Below are 14,767 nucleotides of genomic sequence, written 5' to 3' on the forward strand. Positions count from 1 at the left end.
CCGCCCCGCCCCGCCTTGCCCGCCGTCGTCCGCCCCGGCCCGCTCGTCGTCCGCCCCGCCCCGCCCGACGAGGGCGCCCGGCTCGTGGCGCTCGACCGCTACGCGATCCTCGACACCCCGCCCGAGGAGTCGTTCGAACGGGCGGTCCGGCTCGCGGCGGCCCTGTTCGACGTGCCCATCGCGTTCATCTCGTTCCTCGACGCGGAGCGCCAGTGGTTCAAGGCGGCCGTCGGCGCCGACCTGTGTGAGGCGCCGCGGCGCGGTTCCTTCTGCGACCCGGTCATCCGGTCTGGTGCGCCGCTCGTCGTCGAGGACGCCCAGGTCGACCCTCGGTTTGCCCACAACCCGTTCGTGACCGGCCCGGCCGGCGTCCGGTTCTACGCCGGCGCCCCGCTCACGACGCCCGACGGCCACTGCGTCGGCACGCTCTGCGTGATCGGCGTCGAGGCGCGCGAGGCCCCCGACCTCGCCCCGCTCCGCGACCTCGCGGCGACGGTCGTGGCCGAGCTCGAGCTCCGCCGCGAGGTGGCCCAGCGCTGCGCCGCCGAGCGGACGCTGGCGGCCGAGAAGGAGCAGGCCGAGCACGTGCTCGAGGGCATGGGCGAGGCGCTCTTCGCCTTCGACGGGGCGGGGCGGCTGACCTACCTCAACGCCCAGGCCGCCGCGCTCGCCGGGGGCGGGGCGGACGCGCTCGTCGGGACGACGATCGAGGACCTCGTCCCGGGTGAGCGCGGGGTGCGGCTGGCCGCGGCGTGCCGCCGCGCGGTCTGCGAGGGCCGCCCCGACGAGTTCGAGCTGGGCTCCAGCGAGGGCGACGCGTGGTTCCATGTCCGGGTCTGCCCCCACGCCCGCGGCCTGACGGCTTTCGTCTCCGACGCGACCGAGCGCCACCGGGCCGAGGAGACGGGCCGCCGCCGCGAGGCCATCCTCGAAGGCGCCGGGGCCGCCGCCGACGCGCTGCGGCGCGCGGCCGACTTCCACTTTCTCCGGGGCGCGGCCTGGGACGACGAGCTCCACGCGCTCCTCGCTCACCTGGGCCGGTCGACCGGCGCCGGCCGGGCCTACGTCATCGGCGCCCGCCCCGCCCCCGGCGGGCGGGGCGGGGCGGTCGGCGAGTGGACGGCGCCGGGCGTCGAGGCGTGGGCCGCCGGCGCGCGCGCGGCCGCCCCGCCCGGCGTAGCCGCGTGGTGGGCCGAGCGCCTCGGGCGGGGCGAGACCGTGACGGTGCGGGCCAGCGAGGCGCCCGAGCCCGAGCGCCGGCGGCTCGCCTCCCGCGGGTCCGCGTCCGTCGTCGCCGTGCCCGTCCTCGCCGGGGGCGAGTGGTGGGGCGTCCTCGGGCTCGAGACCGGGGACCCGGCGCGGACGTGGGCCGAGGCCGAGGTCGACGCGCTCCGCGTCGTGGCCGCGTCGCTTGGCGCGGCCGTCCAGCGGCAGGAGTCCAGGGTCGTGCTCCGCGAGAGCGAGGAGCAGCTCCGGCTCCTCATCGACGGCGTCCCCGACCACTCCATCTTCCTGATCGACGCCGGGGGCCGCATCGAGACTTGGAACGCCGGGGCCGAGCGGCTCAAGGGCTACACGGCGGCCGAGGCCATCGGCCTCCCGTACCGCGCGTTCTACCCGCCGGACGACGTCGCAGCCGGCGTCCCCGACGAGGTCCTCCGCCGGGCGGCCGCCGAGGGCTCGGCGACGACCGAGGGCTGGCGCGTCCGCAAAGACGGGTCCCGGTTCTGGGTCTCGGGGACCGTCACGGCCCTCCGCGACGAGCCCGGCGCGGACGGCGGCCCCGGCCGGCTCCGCGGGTTCGGCAAGGTGGTCCGCGACGCGACCGAGGAGTGGGAGGCCGCCGAGCGGCTGCGCCAGGACAAGGACCGGCTCCAGGAGCGGGTCGCCGAGCGGACGGCGGCGCTGGCCGAGACCAGCGAGCAGCTCGAGGTCGAGATCCGCCAGCGCCGCCACGACAAGCGCTGGATCACGCAGCTCGGCACGCTCCTCGACCGCGCCCAGGACGCCATCTGGGTCCTCGACGCCGAGAGCGTCACGGCCTACGCCAACCGGAGCGCCCAGCAGCTCTACGGCTGGGGACCCGTCGAGTGGCTGGGCCGCGACATCCGCGACCTCCTCGGCGCCCCGCTCGACACGCGCCACGCCGAGGCCTTCGGGACGGCGCTCGCCGAGGGCGAGTGGGCCGGCGAGCTCCGCCAGCGGACGCGGGCCGGCACCGACATCGTCGTCGAGAGCCGGTGGACGTTCGTCGAGGGCGAGGGCGACGACCTGGGCTCGATCCTCGTCGTCAACACGGACGTGAGCGAGCGGAAGGCGCTCCTGCTCCGGGCGCGCCGCGTCGAGGACCTCGGCCGGCTCGCGGGCGGCATCGCCCACGACATCAACAACGTGCTCGGCCCGATCCTCATGTCGCTCCAGCTGCTCGCGATGCGGGCCGGCGACGACGACGCGACGCGCAAGCTCCTGGGCACGCTCGAGAGCGCGGCCACGCGCGGGGCCGGCCTCGTCCGCCAGCTCCTCAGCTACATGCGCGGGGCGCGCGGCGAGTGGGCGCCGGTGTCGGTCGTGCCGCTCGTCGACGAGGTCGGCCAGATCCTCCAGGAGACGCTCCCGTCCAACGTCGCCCTCGACCTCGCCGTCGCCGACGACCTCCCGCACGTCGTCGCCGACCCGACGCAGCTCCACCAGGTGCTGATGAACCTGACCATCAACGCGCGCGACGCGATGCCGGGCGGGGGTGCGCTCGCCGTCGCCGTCGAGGACCGGACCGTCGACGCGGCCGAGGCCGAGCGGTACCGGGACGGGCGCGTGGGCCGCTTCGTCCGCGTCACCGTCTCGGACACCGGCGTAGGTATGCCGCCCGACGTGCTCGACCGGGTGTTCGACCCGTTCTTCACGACGAAGGAAGGGGGCACCGGGCTCGGCCTGGCCAACGTGGTCGGCATCGTCAAGGGGCACGGCGGGTTCGTCGTGGTCGAGAGCGCCGAGGGGGCGGGGACTCGGTTCGACGTGTTCCTCCCGGCGGCCGAGACCTCCGCCCCGCCCGAGGCGGCCGGGGGCGGGGCGGCCGAGCCTCTGGCCGACGCGGGCGGGGCGGTCCTGGTCGTCGACGACAACGAGGCCATGCGCGGCGCGGCCTGCGGCGTCCTCGCGTCCCACGGCTACCGCCCGGTCCCGGCCGCCCACGGCGCCGACGCCCTCGACCAGCTCGACGCTCACGGCCCCGTCTGCGCGGTCCTCACCGACATGATGATGCCGGTCATGGACGGCCCGGCGCTGGCCCGGGCGCTCAACGAGCGCGCGCCGGACCTCCCGGTGATCGGGATGAGCGGGCTCACGACGCCCGGCGAGGCCGCGGCGGGTGGCGCCCGCTTTGCCGGCTTCCTCCCCAAGCCGTTCCAGGCCGGCGACCTCCTCCAGGCCCTCGACGAGGTCCTCGCCACCCCGCCCGCGCCGTCCGCCTAACGCTTCTCACCACCCCGCCCACGCCATGACCGCGACCATTCTGATCATCGACGACGACGAGCTGTTCTCGAACACGGTCTCCTTCGTGCTCGAGCAGAGCGAGCACGAGGTGCTGACGGCGTCGAGCGGCGTCGAGGGCCTCGAGCTCGCCCGCGAGCGCCGCCCCGACCTCGTGCTCTGCGACGTCCACATGCGGAACGGCCACGGCTACGCGACGGCCCAGGCCCTCCGCGAGCGGCCCGAGACGAAGGGCGTCCCGATCGTGATGATGACCGGCAACGCGAGCCCGTTCGGCGAGAGCCGGAGCCGGATCTCCGGGGCCGACTACTACCTCGCCAAGCCGTTCGCCGTCGACGAGCTGATGGACGTCGTGCGCCAGGCGCTCACGGCGAAGCAGAGCGAGGCGCAGCGCTCGCACCACGTGATCTTCCCCAGCGGCCCGTCGCGCGTCTCGTAGCGCCGCCGCCCCGCCCGGCTCCACCCCGCCCGGAGCCGCTTGGTCCGAGTCCGCCCCGCCCCGCTGCTCCAGCGGGCGGGGCGGTGCATTTCGGGGCGGCCTGGAGAGGGCGGGGCGGGGTGGGGCACGGGGAGCCGTCACGCGCGGGCGGGGCGGGACGTCCGGGCACGGACTTGCGGGCGGGCCGTTCAGCGGGCGCACGCACGCCTTCCTGCGCGTTGCTGGTGACGGGTGACCGGCGGCTGGCAGCGGTGAGCCCGGTCCCGGCCGTGACCGTGGCGTAGTCAGCCCGCCGCCCCGCCCTCGCCGTGGGAGCACGCCGCGGAGCCCGACCGCCCCGCCCTCGCCGTGGGGCGGGGCGGTCCGCGCGCCGGAGCGCCGTAGGTGTCCACCCCGCCCGTGGCGCCGGACGTGCCCGCCCCGCCCTCGCCGTGAGGCGGGGCGGCGCCGCTGTGGGACGTCTACTGGAGCACGTACTGCGTGAAGTAGAGCCGGTCGATCTCGCCCGTGACGATCCCGTTCACGTGTGCCCGGATCGTGTCCTTTAGCGCCGCCCGTCCCGAGACGGCCGCCAGTTCGTCGACCGTCCGCTCGCCGAGGAGGCGGACGATGGCGTCGCGGATGACGACCTCGTGGGCGCCCACCTCGGCGAGCGTCTCCTCGTCGGCCGCCTCGAGCGCGAGGTCGACCATGAGGTAGCGCCGCCCGCCCGACTCGGCCGGGTTGACGATGATCCCGTCGACCTTGGCGAACTGGCCGTACTCGATCAGCTCCGCCGCCTCCTCGGCGGCGGGCTCGTCCGAGACCGTCGCCTGTTGGTATTGGTAGTAGCCGCCGCCGCCGCCCAGCAGGAGCGCGACGACGGGGAGGATCAGGAGGATCTTGCGCTTTTTGGGCGCCTCTACGGGCGAATCGGGGTCGACGACGTCGGCCATGGGACGGTGCTGATAAGGATGGTGACACGGCGGTTGCGGGCGCGCCCGGGCGCGGTCGCGTTCGAGTCGCGGGGGCGGAACTCGGCGTAGCCCGCGGCCCGGTAGCGGTCGGGCGCGAGGGCGCCCTCGTGGGCGAGCAGGAACCGGACGACCGACGCGGCGCGGGCCGTCGAGAGCTCCCAGTTCGACGGGTACGTCGCCGTCTGGATGGGCACGGAGTCGGTGTGGCCCTCGACCGACACGCTCTGGACGTCGGGGGCGACGACGGCGGCGAGCGCGGCCAGCACGCGCTCGGCGTCGGGGAGCAGGGCCGACGTCCCGGACGCGAACATGACCGAGTCCAGCATCGTGACGTGGACGCCCTCGGTCGTGAGCGAGACCTCGACGGCGTCGCTCAGCCCGGCCTCCTCCAGCCGCTCTAGAAGCTCCTCGTAGCGCTCGGCCTGCTGGACCGCCTGGTTCTCGGCCGTGGCCGGCGTCGTCGGGCCGGCCACGAGGGCCATCTCGTTCTGGAGCATCCCGGTGTGCCCGTGGAAGTAGCTCAGGGCCTCCTCGAACTTTTTGACCTCGACCTCGGACATGGCCACGAGCATCACGAAAAAGGCCAGCAGCAGCGTGACCATGTCGCTGAAGGTGGCCATCCAGAACGGGGCCGTCGGCTGGTCGTCTTCGGGCGGCGGGCGGCGGGGGCGGCGGGGCATCGGGCGGGGGCGGCGTCGGGCGCGACGGGTCGGTGCGGGCGGGGCGGCGCGCTAGGCGGCCAGCTTCATGTCGGCCGGGGGCGCCTCGGCCTCCCCGCCCTCGCCGCCGACGTACTGGCGGAGCCGGCGCTCCATGAGCGTCGGGCTGTCGCCGCGGACGAGCCCGAGCACGCCCTCACGTGTCACGTCGCACTGCTTGATGAGGACCTCGGCCTGCTCCTTCTGCTTGTTCGCGAGCGGGAGGAAGACGGCGTTGGCGAGGAACGCGCCGTAGAACGTCGTGATCATGGCGACGGCCATGGCCGGCCCGATGGCCGTGGGGTCGCTGAGGTTCTGGAGCATCTGGATGAGCCCGATGAGCGTCCCGACCATCCCGAACGCCGGGGCGTAGGTGCCGGCCGTGTTGAAGAACTTGACCAGGAACATGGCCCCGCCCACATCCCGGTCGATCCGCGTCTGCATGAGGTCGTCGACCTCCTCGGGGCCGATCCCGTCGACGGCCATCTCGAGCCCGAACCGGGTCAGGTCGTCCTCGGTCTCGCCGAGCCGGCGGTCGAGGGCGAGGAGCCCGTCGCGGCGGACGAGCCGGGCGAGCTCGACGAACTCGGCGATGAGCCCGTCGAGCGCGGGCGGGGTGTACCCGAAGAGCGACTTCAGTGCGCCCGGCACGCCCTTGACCTGCTCGAGCGTGAACGCGGCCAGGAGCGCGGCGACCGTCCCCCCGACCACGATGACGATCGACGGGACGTCGACGAACGTCTGCCAGCCGTCCCCCATGAGGATCGTGCCGAAGACGAGGACGCAGGCGGCGACGAGGCCGATCGGGGTGGACTTCTCCATGGGGGCCGGGGGGCGGGGCGGGTCGTTGCGGGGCCGCCGGGGGCGCCGCCGCACTCCCCTGTTATCCGGCCCCGCGCCGAGCGCTTAAGCGGCCGGGTGCAAAAAAACCAGGAGGCGGCGTGGTCGCGGCGCTCTCTCGCCCCAACACCCCGCCCCGCCCACAGAGACCACCCCGCCCCGCTCGCGGGCGCTAGCGGACCAGGCGGAGCCGCGGGCGCGGCGGCGGGGACGGCGCGATCGTAGACACGTAGCGCCGGAGGGCCGGGGCCTCGGCGCGGAGGAGGGCGCGGACGCTGTCCGCCCCGCCCGCGCCGGCCCACCGGTCGTCGGGCTCCGGGGCGCTGTCCGCGCAGGCCGCGGGGGGCGGGGTGGCGGGGTAGCCAAGCGCGGCGGCGCCGCGGCTGGAGGCGGCCGTGGCCCGGAGCAGGAGCCCGACGGCCGGGTCCACGCCCTCGCCGGCCAGCGCGGCCGGGGCGTGGTGGAGCCGGATGACGCGGACGAGGGCCTCGGGAAAGTTCGAGCGCTCGGCGGCCACGGCCCCGGCCTCGGCGTGGTCGCACCCGAACAGGAGCCGCTCGTGCTCGCGGCCGTCGTCGGCGGCGACGACGGCGTCGAGGGCGCGGTCGCCGTAGAGGGCGGCGGCCTCGTCGGGAAAGCTGTGGAGGAGGACGAGCTTGCCCAGGTCGTGCAGCAGCCCCGCCGTGTACGCCCCGCCCCCCGCGAGCGCCGCGCGGGTGGGGTCGCTCCCGACGAGCGCCCGGGCGAGGTACGCCGACGCCAAGCTGTGGCGGATGATCCGGTCGGCCACGGCCCGCGCACGCGCCGTCACGAGTGGGGAGAGCCGGGCCATCCCCATGCCGGCCGCCAAGCCGACGACTGTGACCGGGCCGAGCAGCGTGACGGCCCGGGCCGGCGACGCGATCGTGCGGCTGAGCCCGTAGTACGCCGAGTTCACCGACTTCAGGAGCTGCGCCAGCAGCATCGGGTCCCGCTCCACCATCGCGATCACGGCGTCGGCCTCGATCGCGTCCGGGGTCTCCAGCAGGGCCACCGCTCCGACGAGCGTCTGCGGGAGCGGCGGGCAGCGGAGGTCGAGGCGGCCGAGGGCGCCCCGGCCGGTCGGCGGGGGGAAAGCGGGCATGGCAGCGGGGCGGGGCGGCGCGGCGCGTCCACCCCGCCCGGGGCGGGCCTAGAGGACGGGGGCCAGGAGCGCGTCGAGGTACTGGGCGAGCGGGGCGGCCTCGTCCTGGAACAGGAGCTCGAGGCCCTCTGGGCCTCCGGCTTCGGGGAGGTCGCACCGGGCGATCTCGGACCAGACGGTGGCGTCGTCGACCGGCCCCGCGGGGTAGCCGAGCGCGGCGGCGCCGCGGCTGGAGGCGGCCGTGGCCCGGAGCAGGAGCCCGACGGCCGGGTCCAGGCCCTCGCCGGCCAGCGCGGCCGGGGCGTGGTGGAGCCGGATGACGCGGACGAGGGCCTCGGGAAAGTTCGAGCGCTCGGCGGCCACGGCCCCGGCCTCGGCGTGGTCGCACCCGAACAGGACCTCCTCCGACTCAGGCGCCTCGGGAGCGGTCCCGCCGTAGAGGGCGGCGGCCTCGTCGGGGAAGTTGTGGAGGAGGACGAGCTTGCCCAGGTCGTGCAGCAGCCCCGCCGTGTACGCCTCCCCGCTCTGGGCCGGCCGCCGGGCCGGGTCGATCGTCTCGACCAGGCGCTGGGCCAGGTACGCCGACGCCAGGCTGTGGCGGACGACGAGGTCGGAGGCGGCGGCGGCGGCGGGCGTGGCCGCCTCGCGCAGCCGCGTCATGCTCATCCCGGCGATGAGGCCGACGACCGTGACCGGGCCGAGCAGCATGACGGCCCGGGCCGGCGACGCGATCGTGCGGCTGAGCCCGTAGTACGCCGAGTTCACCGACTTCAGGAGCTGCGCCAGCAGCATCGGGTCCCGCTCCACCATCGCGATCACGGCGTCGGCCTCGATGTGGTCGGACTCGGCCAGCATCTGGGCGGCCTCGGCCAGCGTCTGCGGGAGGAGCGGGCAGCGGAGGTCGAGAGCGCTCGGGGACGAGGCCTCGGGCGGGGCGGCGAGCGCGGGCGGGGCGGGCACGGGCGGGGCGGCGGACATGGGCGGGGGGATCAACGGAGGTAGTCCAGGAGCGACCGCTGGCGGACCGACGCGACGGTCCGCAACGCGGCTTCGAGGTGGCCCTGCGTGGTCTGGAGGCCGGAGGCGACCTCGAACAGGTCGGCGTCTTCGAGCTCGGAGCGCCGGGCCTGGGCGCGGACGTCGGCGCCAGACAGCTGGGCCTCGGCCTCGCTCAACCGGGCCGACACCTCCCCGCTCTCGGACTCGAGCTCGATAAAGTGGTCGCGGGCCTCGGTCACGCCGCCGAGCGCCGTCTCGATGGCCGCGCCGTCGTTGGCACGGAGCGCGTCGGCGAGGGCGCGGAGCGCGTCGGTGGGGGCGGTCCCGTCGGGGAGCGTCTGGACGCGCTCACCGGTCACGTTGAGCGCGAGGTCGATGGTCGGGCCGACGCGGCGGACGCGGGCGCCGCCGTAGTCGGCGAGCGTGCCGGAGGCCGGCGTCCCGTCGGCGTTGAAGGGCCGCTGATCGGTCCGGTTGCCGGCGAACAGGGACTCGCCGTCGACCTCGGCGTTGAGCCGGTCGACGGACTGGGCGAGCAGGCTCTCGACGCGTTGGGCGAGCGCCTCGCGCTCGTCGGCGCCGAGCGCGTCGTTGCGGCCCTGGACGCCGAGCGTCTGGGCCGTCGCCGCGTAGTCGGCGAGGTCGGAGAGGGCCGCGCCCGTCTCGTCGACCCAGAGGCGGGAGGCTCCGACCGTCTGGAGGTGCCCGTCGATCCGGCCGCTCTGGGCCTCGAAGTAGCGGGCGCGCTCGAACGACGTCGGGTCGTCCGACGGCCGGTTGACGCGGAGGCCGGTCGTGGCCTGCTCCTGGAGCTCGGCCAGCCGGCCCTGGAGCGCGCGGACGGCGCGGTCCGGCGTCCGTGCGGCGAGGCCGCGTTCGAGCGAGACGGCGAGGGGGCGGGGCGAGATCGACGACATGGCTAGAGGGCGAGGAGGGTGTCGAACATGTCGCGGGCCGTCGTGAGCACGCGGGCCGAGGCGGCGTAGGCCTGCTGGTACTCGATGAGGTGGGTCATCTCCTCGTCGAGCGAGACGCCGGAGACGCCGGCCGCGAGGCCCTCGTAGTGGCCCGTGAGCGCCGACGCCGCGTCGGCCCGCGCCGACGCGCCCTGGAGCCGCCGCCCCGCCCCGCCCGCAATCGCCGCCGCGTCGCGCTCGACGCCGGGCCGGAGGTCGGCGAGGGCGAGCGCGACCGAGGCGTCGCCGCGGTCGCCCGCCCCGCCCGCGAGCGCGACGTGGTCGGGGTCGGTGAGCGCCGCCGAGCGGGCGAACGTCGCGGCCGTGGTGCCGGTCGGCTCGAAAAAGTCGCGGCCCGTCACGTCGTCGCGGCCGTAGCCCGCCGCGTGGGCCGTGTTCACGTCCGTCGTGATCTGGGCGGCGAGCGCGTCCAGGCCGGCCCGCGTCTCGGGCACCGCCTGCCCCAGCGTGCGGAGCCAGCCGCCGAGCGCGCCGCCGCCCTCGGCCCCGGGCCGGAACGCCACGTCGGTGCCGGCAAAACGGACGGCGTCATCGGGCTCGGCCGGTGGCCCGACGTGCTCGACCGTCGTCGTCTCGGCGCCCTGGACCACGGCCATGCCCTGGACCGTGATCGTGTAGGTCCCGTCGGTCTCGGCCGCGACGCCGAGCGGGGCGAGCGCGGCCAACTCCGTGACGGCCTGGTCGCGCTCGTCCTCGGCGCCCAGGTCGGGGGCGCCGGCCGCGCGGGCGTTCGCGATCTGCTCGTTGAGCCCCGCCAGCCGCTCGGTAATCGCGTTGAACCCGTCGACCCCGTCGGCGAGGGCGCCGCGCGTCTCGTCGGCGAGCCGGGTGAGGCCCTCGTCGTGGCGCCGGAAGACGCCGGCGAGCGCGTCGGCGCGGTCGAGCATCACGCCGCGGGCGCTCCGGTCGGTGGGGGCGTTCGCGGCGTCGGTCCAGGCGTCCCAGAAGGCGGCGACCGACTCGGTCAGGCTGCCCTGCGTGCCGACGGCGAAGACGCCTTCGAGCGCGCTCCCCGTGCGGACCTCCTGGTCGGCCGCGCCCAAGTCGGAGTGCGCGTCGCGGGCGGCGCGGTCGAGGAGCCCGTCGCGGAGCCGCTCGTAGCCCTGGACCGAGACGCCGGCGCCCGTAAACGTCCCCGGCCGCACGCCCGAGTGGACCCCGTAGGCGACCACGCTGTCGGCCCGGAGCGCGACCCGCTGGCGCGAGTACCCCGGCGTGCCGGCGTTGGCGATGTTCTGGCCGGCCGTCTGGATGGCGCCTTCGAGGACGCGGAGCGAGCGCCGGCTGGTCTGGAAGAGTCCGTTGATGCTCATGGCTAGCCGGTCTGGTTGAGGAGCGGGCGGCCGCCGGCCGCCGGCGCCGCGGCGCCGGCCGCGGTGTAGACGTGGGCCGGCCGCTCGGCGCCCAGGTCGCGCCACGCCGAGAGCGTCTCGCGGCCCAGGTCGACGGCGTAGTGGAGCGAGAACGCGAGCGCGTCGCACCGGGCGTCGGCGGCCCCGGCCGCCGTGCGGACGCGCTCGCGGGCGGCCTCGACGCGTCGCGCCTCGGCGGCCGGGAGCCGTGCGGCGAGCTCGGCGAGTGGGGCGTTCTCGTCGGCCCCGAGCGCCCGCGCGAGGTCGGCGTGCTGGCGGAGGCGGAGCCGCCCCGCCCGGTCGAGCGCGGCGACGGCCTCGGCCGTCTCGGCGCCCGCGGCGTCGAACGGGTCGAGCGCGCCCGTGCGGAGCGCCGCGAGCTGGCGGTCGGCGCAGGCGGCAAGGTGGCCGAGGGTCTTGGCCTCGTCGGCGAGCGTGGCGAGGAGCGGGTCGGTCATGGGCGGGGGGGCGTCCATCATGTTGTCGGCTGGAAGACGGCCCAGTTAAAGGCGGCCGCTGGATTTTCCGAGCGCGGCCGCCCGGCGGAGCAGGTCGAAGTGGGCGTCGCCCGACGCCGGCGCCTGCACGGGGCGGGGCGGCTCGACGTGCGCCGGCCGCGCGCGCCCGGAGCGGGGCGGAGCCGGACCCGCCTCGGCCGCCCCGCCCGTGGCCTCGGCGCCCGTCGCCGCCCCGCCCTCGGCTCCGGCCGCTCCGCCCCCGTCCTTGCCCCACTGGCGGAGGAGGAGGTCGCGGAACCGGAGCGACCCGCTCTCGACCAGTTGGTCGGTCAGCGCCGTCGTCATGGCGTCGCGTTGGGCGTCGGCCTGGGTCGCGCCCGCGCCGCCGGACGCGTTCTTGAACAGGCCGTCCGTCATGGCCGACACGAACTGGCGCACGAGGACGGCCTCGAACTGCTCGGCCGCCTCCTCGGGCGTGCCGGGCTTCCGAGACGCGCCGGGCGGGGTGGGGGAGAGCGGGGCGGCTCCGGGCGGGGTGGAGAGGGTCATGGGCGCAGCAGGTCCGTGAGTCAGTGGGTCAGTAGGTCAGCGTGTGGCGGGCGGGGCGGGGCGTCGGCGTCTTGATCCACGGACCCGCACCGACCCACTGACCCACCGGCTCACAGGATCACCAGCTCGCCCTGGAGGGCGCCGGCGCGGGAGAGCGCCTGGAACACGGCGATCACGTCGCGGGCCGTCATGCCGAGCGCGTCGAGCGCGGCGGCCAGCTCGCCGACGTCGGCGTTGGGCGGGAGCAGGACGCTCCGGGCCTGGGCCTCGTCGATGGCCACCCCGCCCACGGCCGCCGCTACGGTCTGGCCGTCCGAGAACGGCCCGGGCTGCGAAACGACGGGGTCGACCTGGGTCGAGATCACGAGGCTCCCGTAGGTGATCATGGCCTCGCTGATGCGGACGTCGCCGCCGGCCACGATCGTCCCCGTCCGCTCGTTGACGACGACGCGGGCCGGCACGTCGACGGCGATCTGGAGCGATTCGAGCGAGGCCATGAGCGCGACCACCCCGCCCTCGGGGACGGCCACGCGCACGAGCCCGGCGTGGACGGCCTCGGCGGCGGCGGGGAAGCGGGCGTTGACGGCCTCGGCCACGCGCGCGGCGTTCGTGAAGTCGGGCGTGCGGAGGATGAGCCCGGCCGTCGTGCCGTCGAGAGTCGGCGAGACGGCCTCGACCACGAGGCCGCCGCCCGGCACGCGGCCGGTGTTCGTCGGGCCGGTCCGCGCGCTCGACCCGGCCGCCGAGGCCAGCAGCGTCCCGGTCGAGACGGCCCCCTGCGCGACGACGCGCGGGAGGTTCGTGAGCGGGTCGAGGAGCGGCGTCTGGATGAGCGTCCCGCCCGAGAGCGACGTGGCGTCGCCGATGGCGGAGACGGTCACGTCGAGCCGCCCGCCCGGCCCGCTGAACGGGTCGAGCGTAGCCGTGACCATGACGGCCGCCGCGTTCCGGGCGCCCAGCCGGAGCGGGTCGACCGTGGTCCCGAACCGGCGGAGCATGTTGGCGATGCTCTGGACGGTGTACGGCGCGCTGGACCGTCCGCGCGCGCGGTCGCCGGTCCGGTCGAGCCCGACGATGAGGCCGTAGCCGACGAGCTGGACCGGCGCGGCGCCTTCGAGCACGACGAGGTCCTTGAGCCGGGCCGAGGCCGCCGCCCCGCCCGGTCTGGGCGCGGCCGCTGGCTGCCCGGCGGGTTGCGCCCCGGCGGGCGGGGCGGCGAGCGCGATGGCGAGGAGGAGGAGGAGAAAGCGCATGGTCACGGGGCGACCTCGGCGGCGACCTCGGCGGCGTCGCCGCCGATCTGGCTCGCCCCGAACACGACGGCGGCCACAACGAGCACGATGGCGGCCGCCTTCGCGAAAAAGCTGGGCTTGAAAAAGCGGTTGCGGAGCCCGTCCTGGCGGTAGTCGACCTCGGCGTTCGCGATCTGGTACGAGAACACCACGTTCCCCGCCCGCACGTCGTCGGGGCGGACGAGCCCGGCCACGCGGAGCCGGTGGCCTGACCCGTTCACGTTCATCCTCCGCTCGCCCTCGACGACGAGGTTGCCCGCGTCGTCGACGCCGGTCACGACGACCGAGACCGTCCCGCTCAAGAGGTCGCTCTGGGCCGAGCGGCTCCGGGCGGCGGCGTCCGAGAAGTACTGGGTGTCGGCCCCGAACTGGCCGGCGAGGCTGCCGCCGACCGACGCGCTCCCGCCGAGCCCGGCCTGCGCCTGCTCGTCGGAGGTGCTCCGGCGCTGAGCCTCGGTCCGCTCGGCGAGCACGACCGTAATCACGTCGCCCGGCCGCCGCGCGACGACGTCGGCGAACAGCGACTGCGCCGCGACCGCCGGGGCGAACGCGGCAAAAGCGACGATTGCCACGAGCGCCGCGACGAGTCGGGGCGGGGCGGACTCCCGGATGAGGGCGGGGCGGGGCGGGGCGGTCATGGCAGCGGGTGGGTCAGAGGGTTTCGATCCAGTCGGCGCGGCCTGGGGCCGTCACGCGGACCCGGTAGGTGGCGCCCGTGGAGCGGGAGTAGACGCGGACGGCCTCGCCGACGGCGCCCGTCTCGCGGGCCGTCGCGTCGACGGTGAGCAGGAGCCCGCCCCGCCGGTAGCGGACGCGGACGGCGTCGCCGGTGCCGACGGCGGTCGGCCACGCGAGCACGCTCTGGCGCAGGGCCTCGCCGGCGCGGACGGTGCGGCGCGCGGTCGGGGCCGCCCCGCCCCGGAGCGCGGCCGGCGCCACGGGGTCGCCGTGGAACCGCGTGGTCTCGATCCACGCCGCCTCGACGGCACCCGACCCCAGCGTGTCGCCGCGCGAGAGCGCGCGGCGCGCGACGGCGACCGAGTCGAAGTGGGCCACGTAGAGGAGCGCCCACCCCGCCCGCCCGGCGTCGGTCACGACGTCGGCCCGGGTGTGGCCGCGCGGGACGCCGCGGGCCTCGGCGAGCGCGAGGCGGACGGGCGCGCCGGGGGGGACGTCGGCGGCGAGGCGGAGCACGCGGGGCGCGAGGCGCGGGGCGGCCTCGGGGAACCGCTCGGCGAGCAGGGCCTCGGCGGCGGCCTGGACGCGGGCCTCGGGCGCGGCCTGGGCCGACGCGCCGGGCGCGCTGGCGAGCGCGGCGAGCACGACGGCGGCGGCCACGCGGAACGCGGCGGCGAGGGCAGGGCGGGGCGGGGCGGTCGTCGTTCTCTGCGGCTGCGCTGGCCGGTAGGCGTTTGGGCTCGCAGCCAAGGGAGATCCGGGGCGGCCGCCCCGCCCGCTCGACGTCCGTCCCCCTCCCCGACCCTCCCCCGGTGGGGGAGGGAGAATCTCGGACAGCCTCTCGGAAGGACAGGACGCATGCGGCCGCCCCGCCCGCCGAGGCCCGGCGGGCGCCAGACGGTCAGCAGGGGACCCAAGAC

Annotated in this window: 14 protein-coding genes; 2 read left to right on the plus strand and 12 right to left on the minus strand. The window is 76.4% G+C overall.

The annotated features are described in order from the left end of the window. Positions 1–15 precede the first annotated feature (15 nt). Together RQM47_RS05310 and RQM47_RS05315 are read left to right on the plus strand one after the other, a co-directional pair. Positions 16–3,468 carry a PAS domain S-box protein gene (locus RQM47_RS05310; RefSeq protein ID WP_314007749.1) on the plus strand — a complete coding sequence of 1,151 codons (3,453 nt, stop codon included), beginning with the start codon at positions 16–18 and terminating at the stop codon, positions 3,466–3,468. Positions 3,469–3,493: 25 nt separating this feature from the next. Beyond that, positions 3,494–3,925, plus strand: a complete 432-nt coding sequence (locus tag RQM47_RS05315) for a response regulator (RefSeq protein WP_314007752.1) — start codon at positions 3,494–3,496, stop codon at positions 3,923–3,925. Positions 3,926–4,386: 461 nt separating this feature from the next. On the opposite strand, the gene fliL is transcribed toward RQM47_RS05315, so the two are convergent. The 12 genes from fliL to flgA form a co-directional block, all read right to left on the minus strand. Beyond that, positions 4,387–4,860 (minus strand): flagellar basal body-associated FliL family protein, encoded by a 474-nt coding sequence (fliL, locus tag RQM47_RS05320; protein WP_311662586.1) that lies wholly within the window; start codon positions 4,858–4,860, stop codon positions 4,387–4,389. Further along, complete coding sequence (locus RQM47_RS05325; protein WP_311662585.1) at positions 4,827–5,561, minus strand: flagellar motor protein MotB; 735 nt, start codon at positions 5,559–5,561, stop codon at positions 4,827–4,829. Before RQM47_RS05325 ends, fliL begins: the two co-directional genes overlap by 34 nt. 51 nt (positions 5,562–5,612) lie before the next feature. Further along, entirely contained in the window at positions 5,613–6,401 is a 789-nt protein-coding gene (locus tag RQM47_RS05330) for a motility protein A (protein ID WP_311662584.1), read from the minus strand. A gap of 190 nt (positions 6,402–6,591) precedes the next feature. Next, positions 6,592–7,542: an HDOD domain-containing protein gene (locus tag RQM47_RS05335; protein ID WP_314007756.1), complete on the minus strand. Its 951-nt coding sequence runs from the start codon at positions 7,540–7,542 to the stop codon at positions 6,592–6,594. A 48-nt stretch (positions 7,543–7,590) separates the two neighbouring features. Continuing rightward, positions 7,591–8,520 (minus strand): HDOD domain-containing protein, encoded by a 930-nt coding sequence (locus tag RQM47_RS05340; RefSeq protein ID WP_314007759.1) that lies wholly within the window; start codon positions 8,518–8,520, stop codon positions 7,591–7,593. Positions 8,521–8,531: 11 nt separating this feature from the next. Next, the gene (locus tag RQM47_RS05345) at positions 8,532–9,458 is read right to left on the minus strand and encodes a flagellin (protein WP_311663120.1); all 927 of its coding nucleotides are present in this window, start codon (positions 9,456–9,458) and stop codon (positions 8,532–8,534) included. 2 nt (positions 9,459–9,460) lie between these two features. Beyond that, positions 9,461–10,831 (minus strand): flagellar hook-associated protein FlgK, encoded by a 1,371-nt coding sequence (gene flgK / locus RQM47_RS05350; protein ID WP_314007762.1) that lies wholly within the window; start codon positions 10,829–10,831, stop codon positions 9,461–9,463. Positions 10,832–10,833: 2 nt separating this feature from the next. After that, positions 10,834–11,328 (minus strand): flagellar export chaperone FlgN, encoded by a 495-nt coding sequence (locus RQM47_RS05355; RefSeq protein ID WP_314007765.1) that lies wholly within the window; start codon positions 11,326–11,328, stop codon positions 10,834–10,836. A gap of 45 nt (positions 11,329–11,373) precedes the next feature. Then, positions 11,374–11,877 carry a hypothetical protein gene (locus RQM47_RS05360; protein ID WP_314007768.1) on the minus strand — a complete coding sequence of 168 codons (504 nt, stop codon included), beginning with the start codon at positions 11,875–11,877 and terminating at the stop codon, positions 11,374–11,376. Between the two features lie 110 nt (positions 11,878–11,987). Continuing rightward, on the minus strand, positions 11,988–13,130 hold the full coding sequence (locus RQM47_RS05365; RefSeq protein ID WP_314007771.1) for a flagellar basal body P-ring protein FlgI: 1,143 nt from the start codon (positions 13,128–13,130) through the stop codon (positions 11,988–11,990). Between the two features lie 2 nt (positions 13,131–13,132). Then, complete coding sequence (locus RQM47_RS05370; RefSeq protein ID WP_314007773.1) at positions 13,133–13,807, minus strand: flagellar basal body L-ring protein FlgH; 675 nt, start codon at positions 13,805–13,807, stop codon at positions 13,133–13,135. 13 nt (positions 13,808–13,820) lie between these two features. Further along, positions 13,821–14,597 carry a flagellar basal body P-ring formation chaperone FlgA gene (gene flgA / locus RQM47_RS05375; protein ID WP_314007776.1) on the minus strand — a complete coding sequence of 259 codons (777 nt, stop codon included), beginning with the start codon at positions 14,595–14,597 and terminating at the stop codon, positions 13,821–13,823. Positions 14,598–14,767: the final 170 nt, after the last annotated feature.

This window comes from Rubrivirga sp. S365, from assembly GCF_032248475.1.
GTDB lineage: Bacteria > Bacteroidota > Rhodothermia > Rhodothermales > Rubricoccaceae > Rubrivirga > Rubrivirga litoralis.

Excerpts from the sequence above, each read along its gene's own strand:
- RQM47_RS05315 (WP_314007752.1), top strand. The coding sequence starts at position 3,494 with ATGACCGCGACCATTCTGATCATCGACGACGACGAGCTGTTCTCGAAC.
- fliL (WP_311662586.1), bottom strand. The coding sequence starts at position 4,860 with ATGGCCGACGTCGTCGACCCCGATTCGCCCGTAGAGGCGCCCAAAAAG.
- RQM47_RS05325 (WP_311662585.1), bottom strand. The coding sequence starts at position 5,561 with ATGCCCCGCCGCCCCCGCCGCCCGCCGCCCGAAGACGACCAGCCGACG.
- RQM47_RS05330 (WP_311662584.1), bottom strand. The coding sequence starts at position 6,401 with ATGGAGAAGTCCACCCCGATCGGCCTCGTCGCCGCCTGCGTCCTCGTC.
- RQM47_RS05335 (WP_314007756.1), bottom strand. The coding sequence starts at position 7,542 with ATGCCCGCTTTCCCCCCGCCGACCGGCCGGGGCGCCCTCGGCCGCCTC.
- RQM47_RS05340 (WP_314007759.1), bottom strand. The coding sequence starts at position 8,520 with ATGTCCGCCGCCCCGCCCGTGCCCGCCCCGCCCGCGCTCGCCGCCCCG.
- RQM47_RS05345 (WP_311663120.1), bottom strand. The coding sequence starts at position 9,458 with ATGTCGTCGATCTCGCCCCGCCCCCTCGCCGTCTCGCTCGAACGCGGC.
- flgK (WP_314007762.1), bottom strand. The coding sequence starts at position 10,831 with ATGAGCATCAACGGACTCTTCCAGACCAGCCGGCGCTCGCTCCGCGTC.
- RQM47_RS05355 (WP_314007765.1), bottom strand. The coding sequence starts at position 11,328 with ATGACCGACCCGCTCCTCGCCACGCTCGCCGACGAGGCCAAGACCCTC.
- RQM47_RS05360 (WP_314007768.1), bottom strand. The coding sequence starts at position 11,877 with ATGACCCTCTCCACCCCGCCCGGAGCCGCCCCGCTCTCCCCCACCCCG.
- RQM47_RS05365 (WP_314007771.1), bottom strand. The coding sequence starts at position 13,130 with ATGCGCTTTCTCCTCCTCCTCCTCGCCATCGCGCTCGCCGCCCCGCCC.
- RQM47_RS05370 (WP_314007773.1), bottom strand. The coding sequence starts at position 13,807 with ATGACCGCCCCGCCCCGCCCCGCCCTCATCCGGGAGTCCGCCCCGCCC.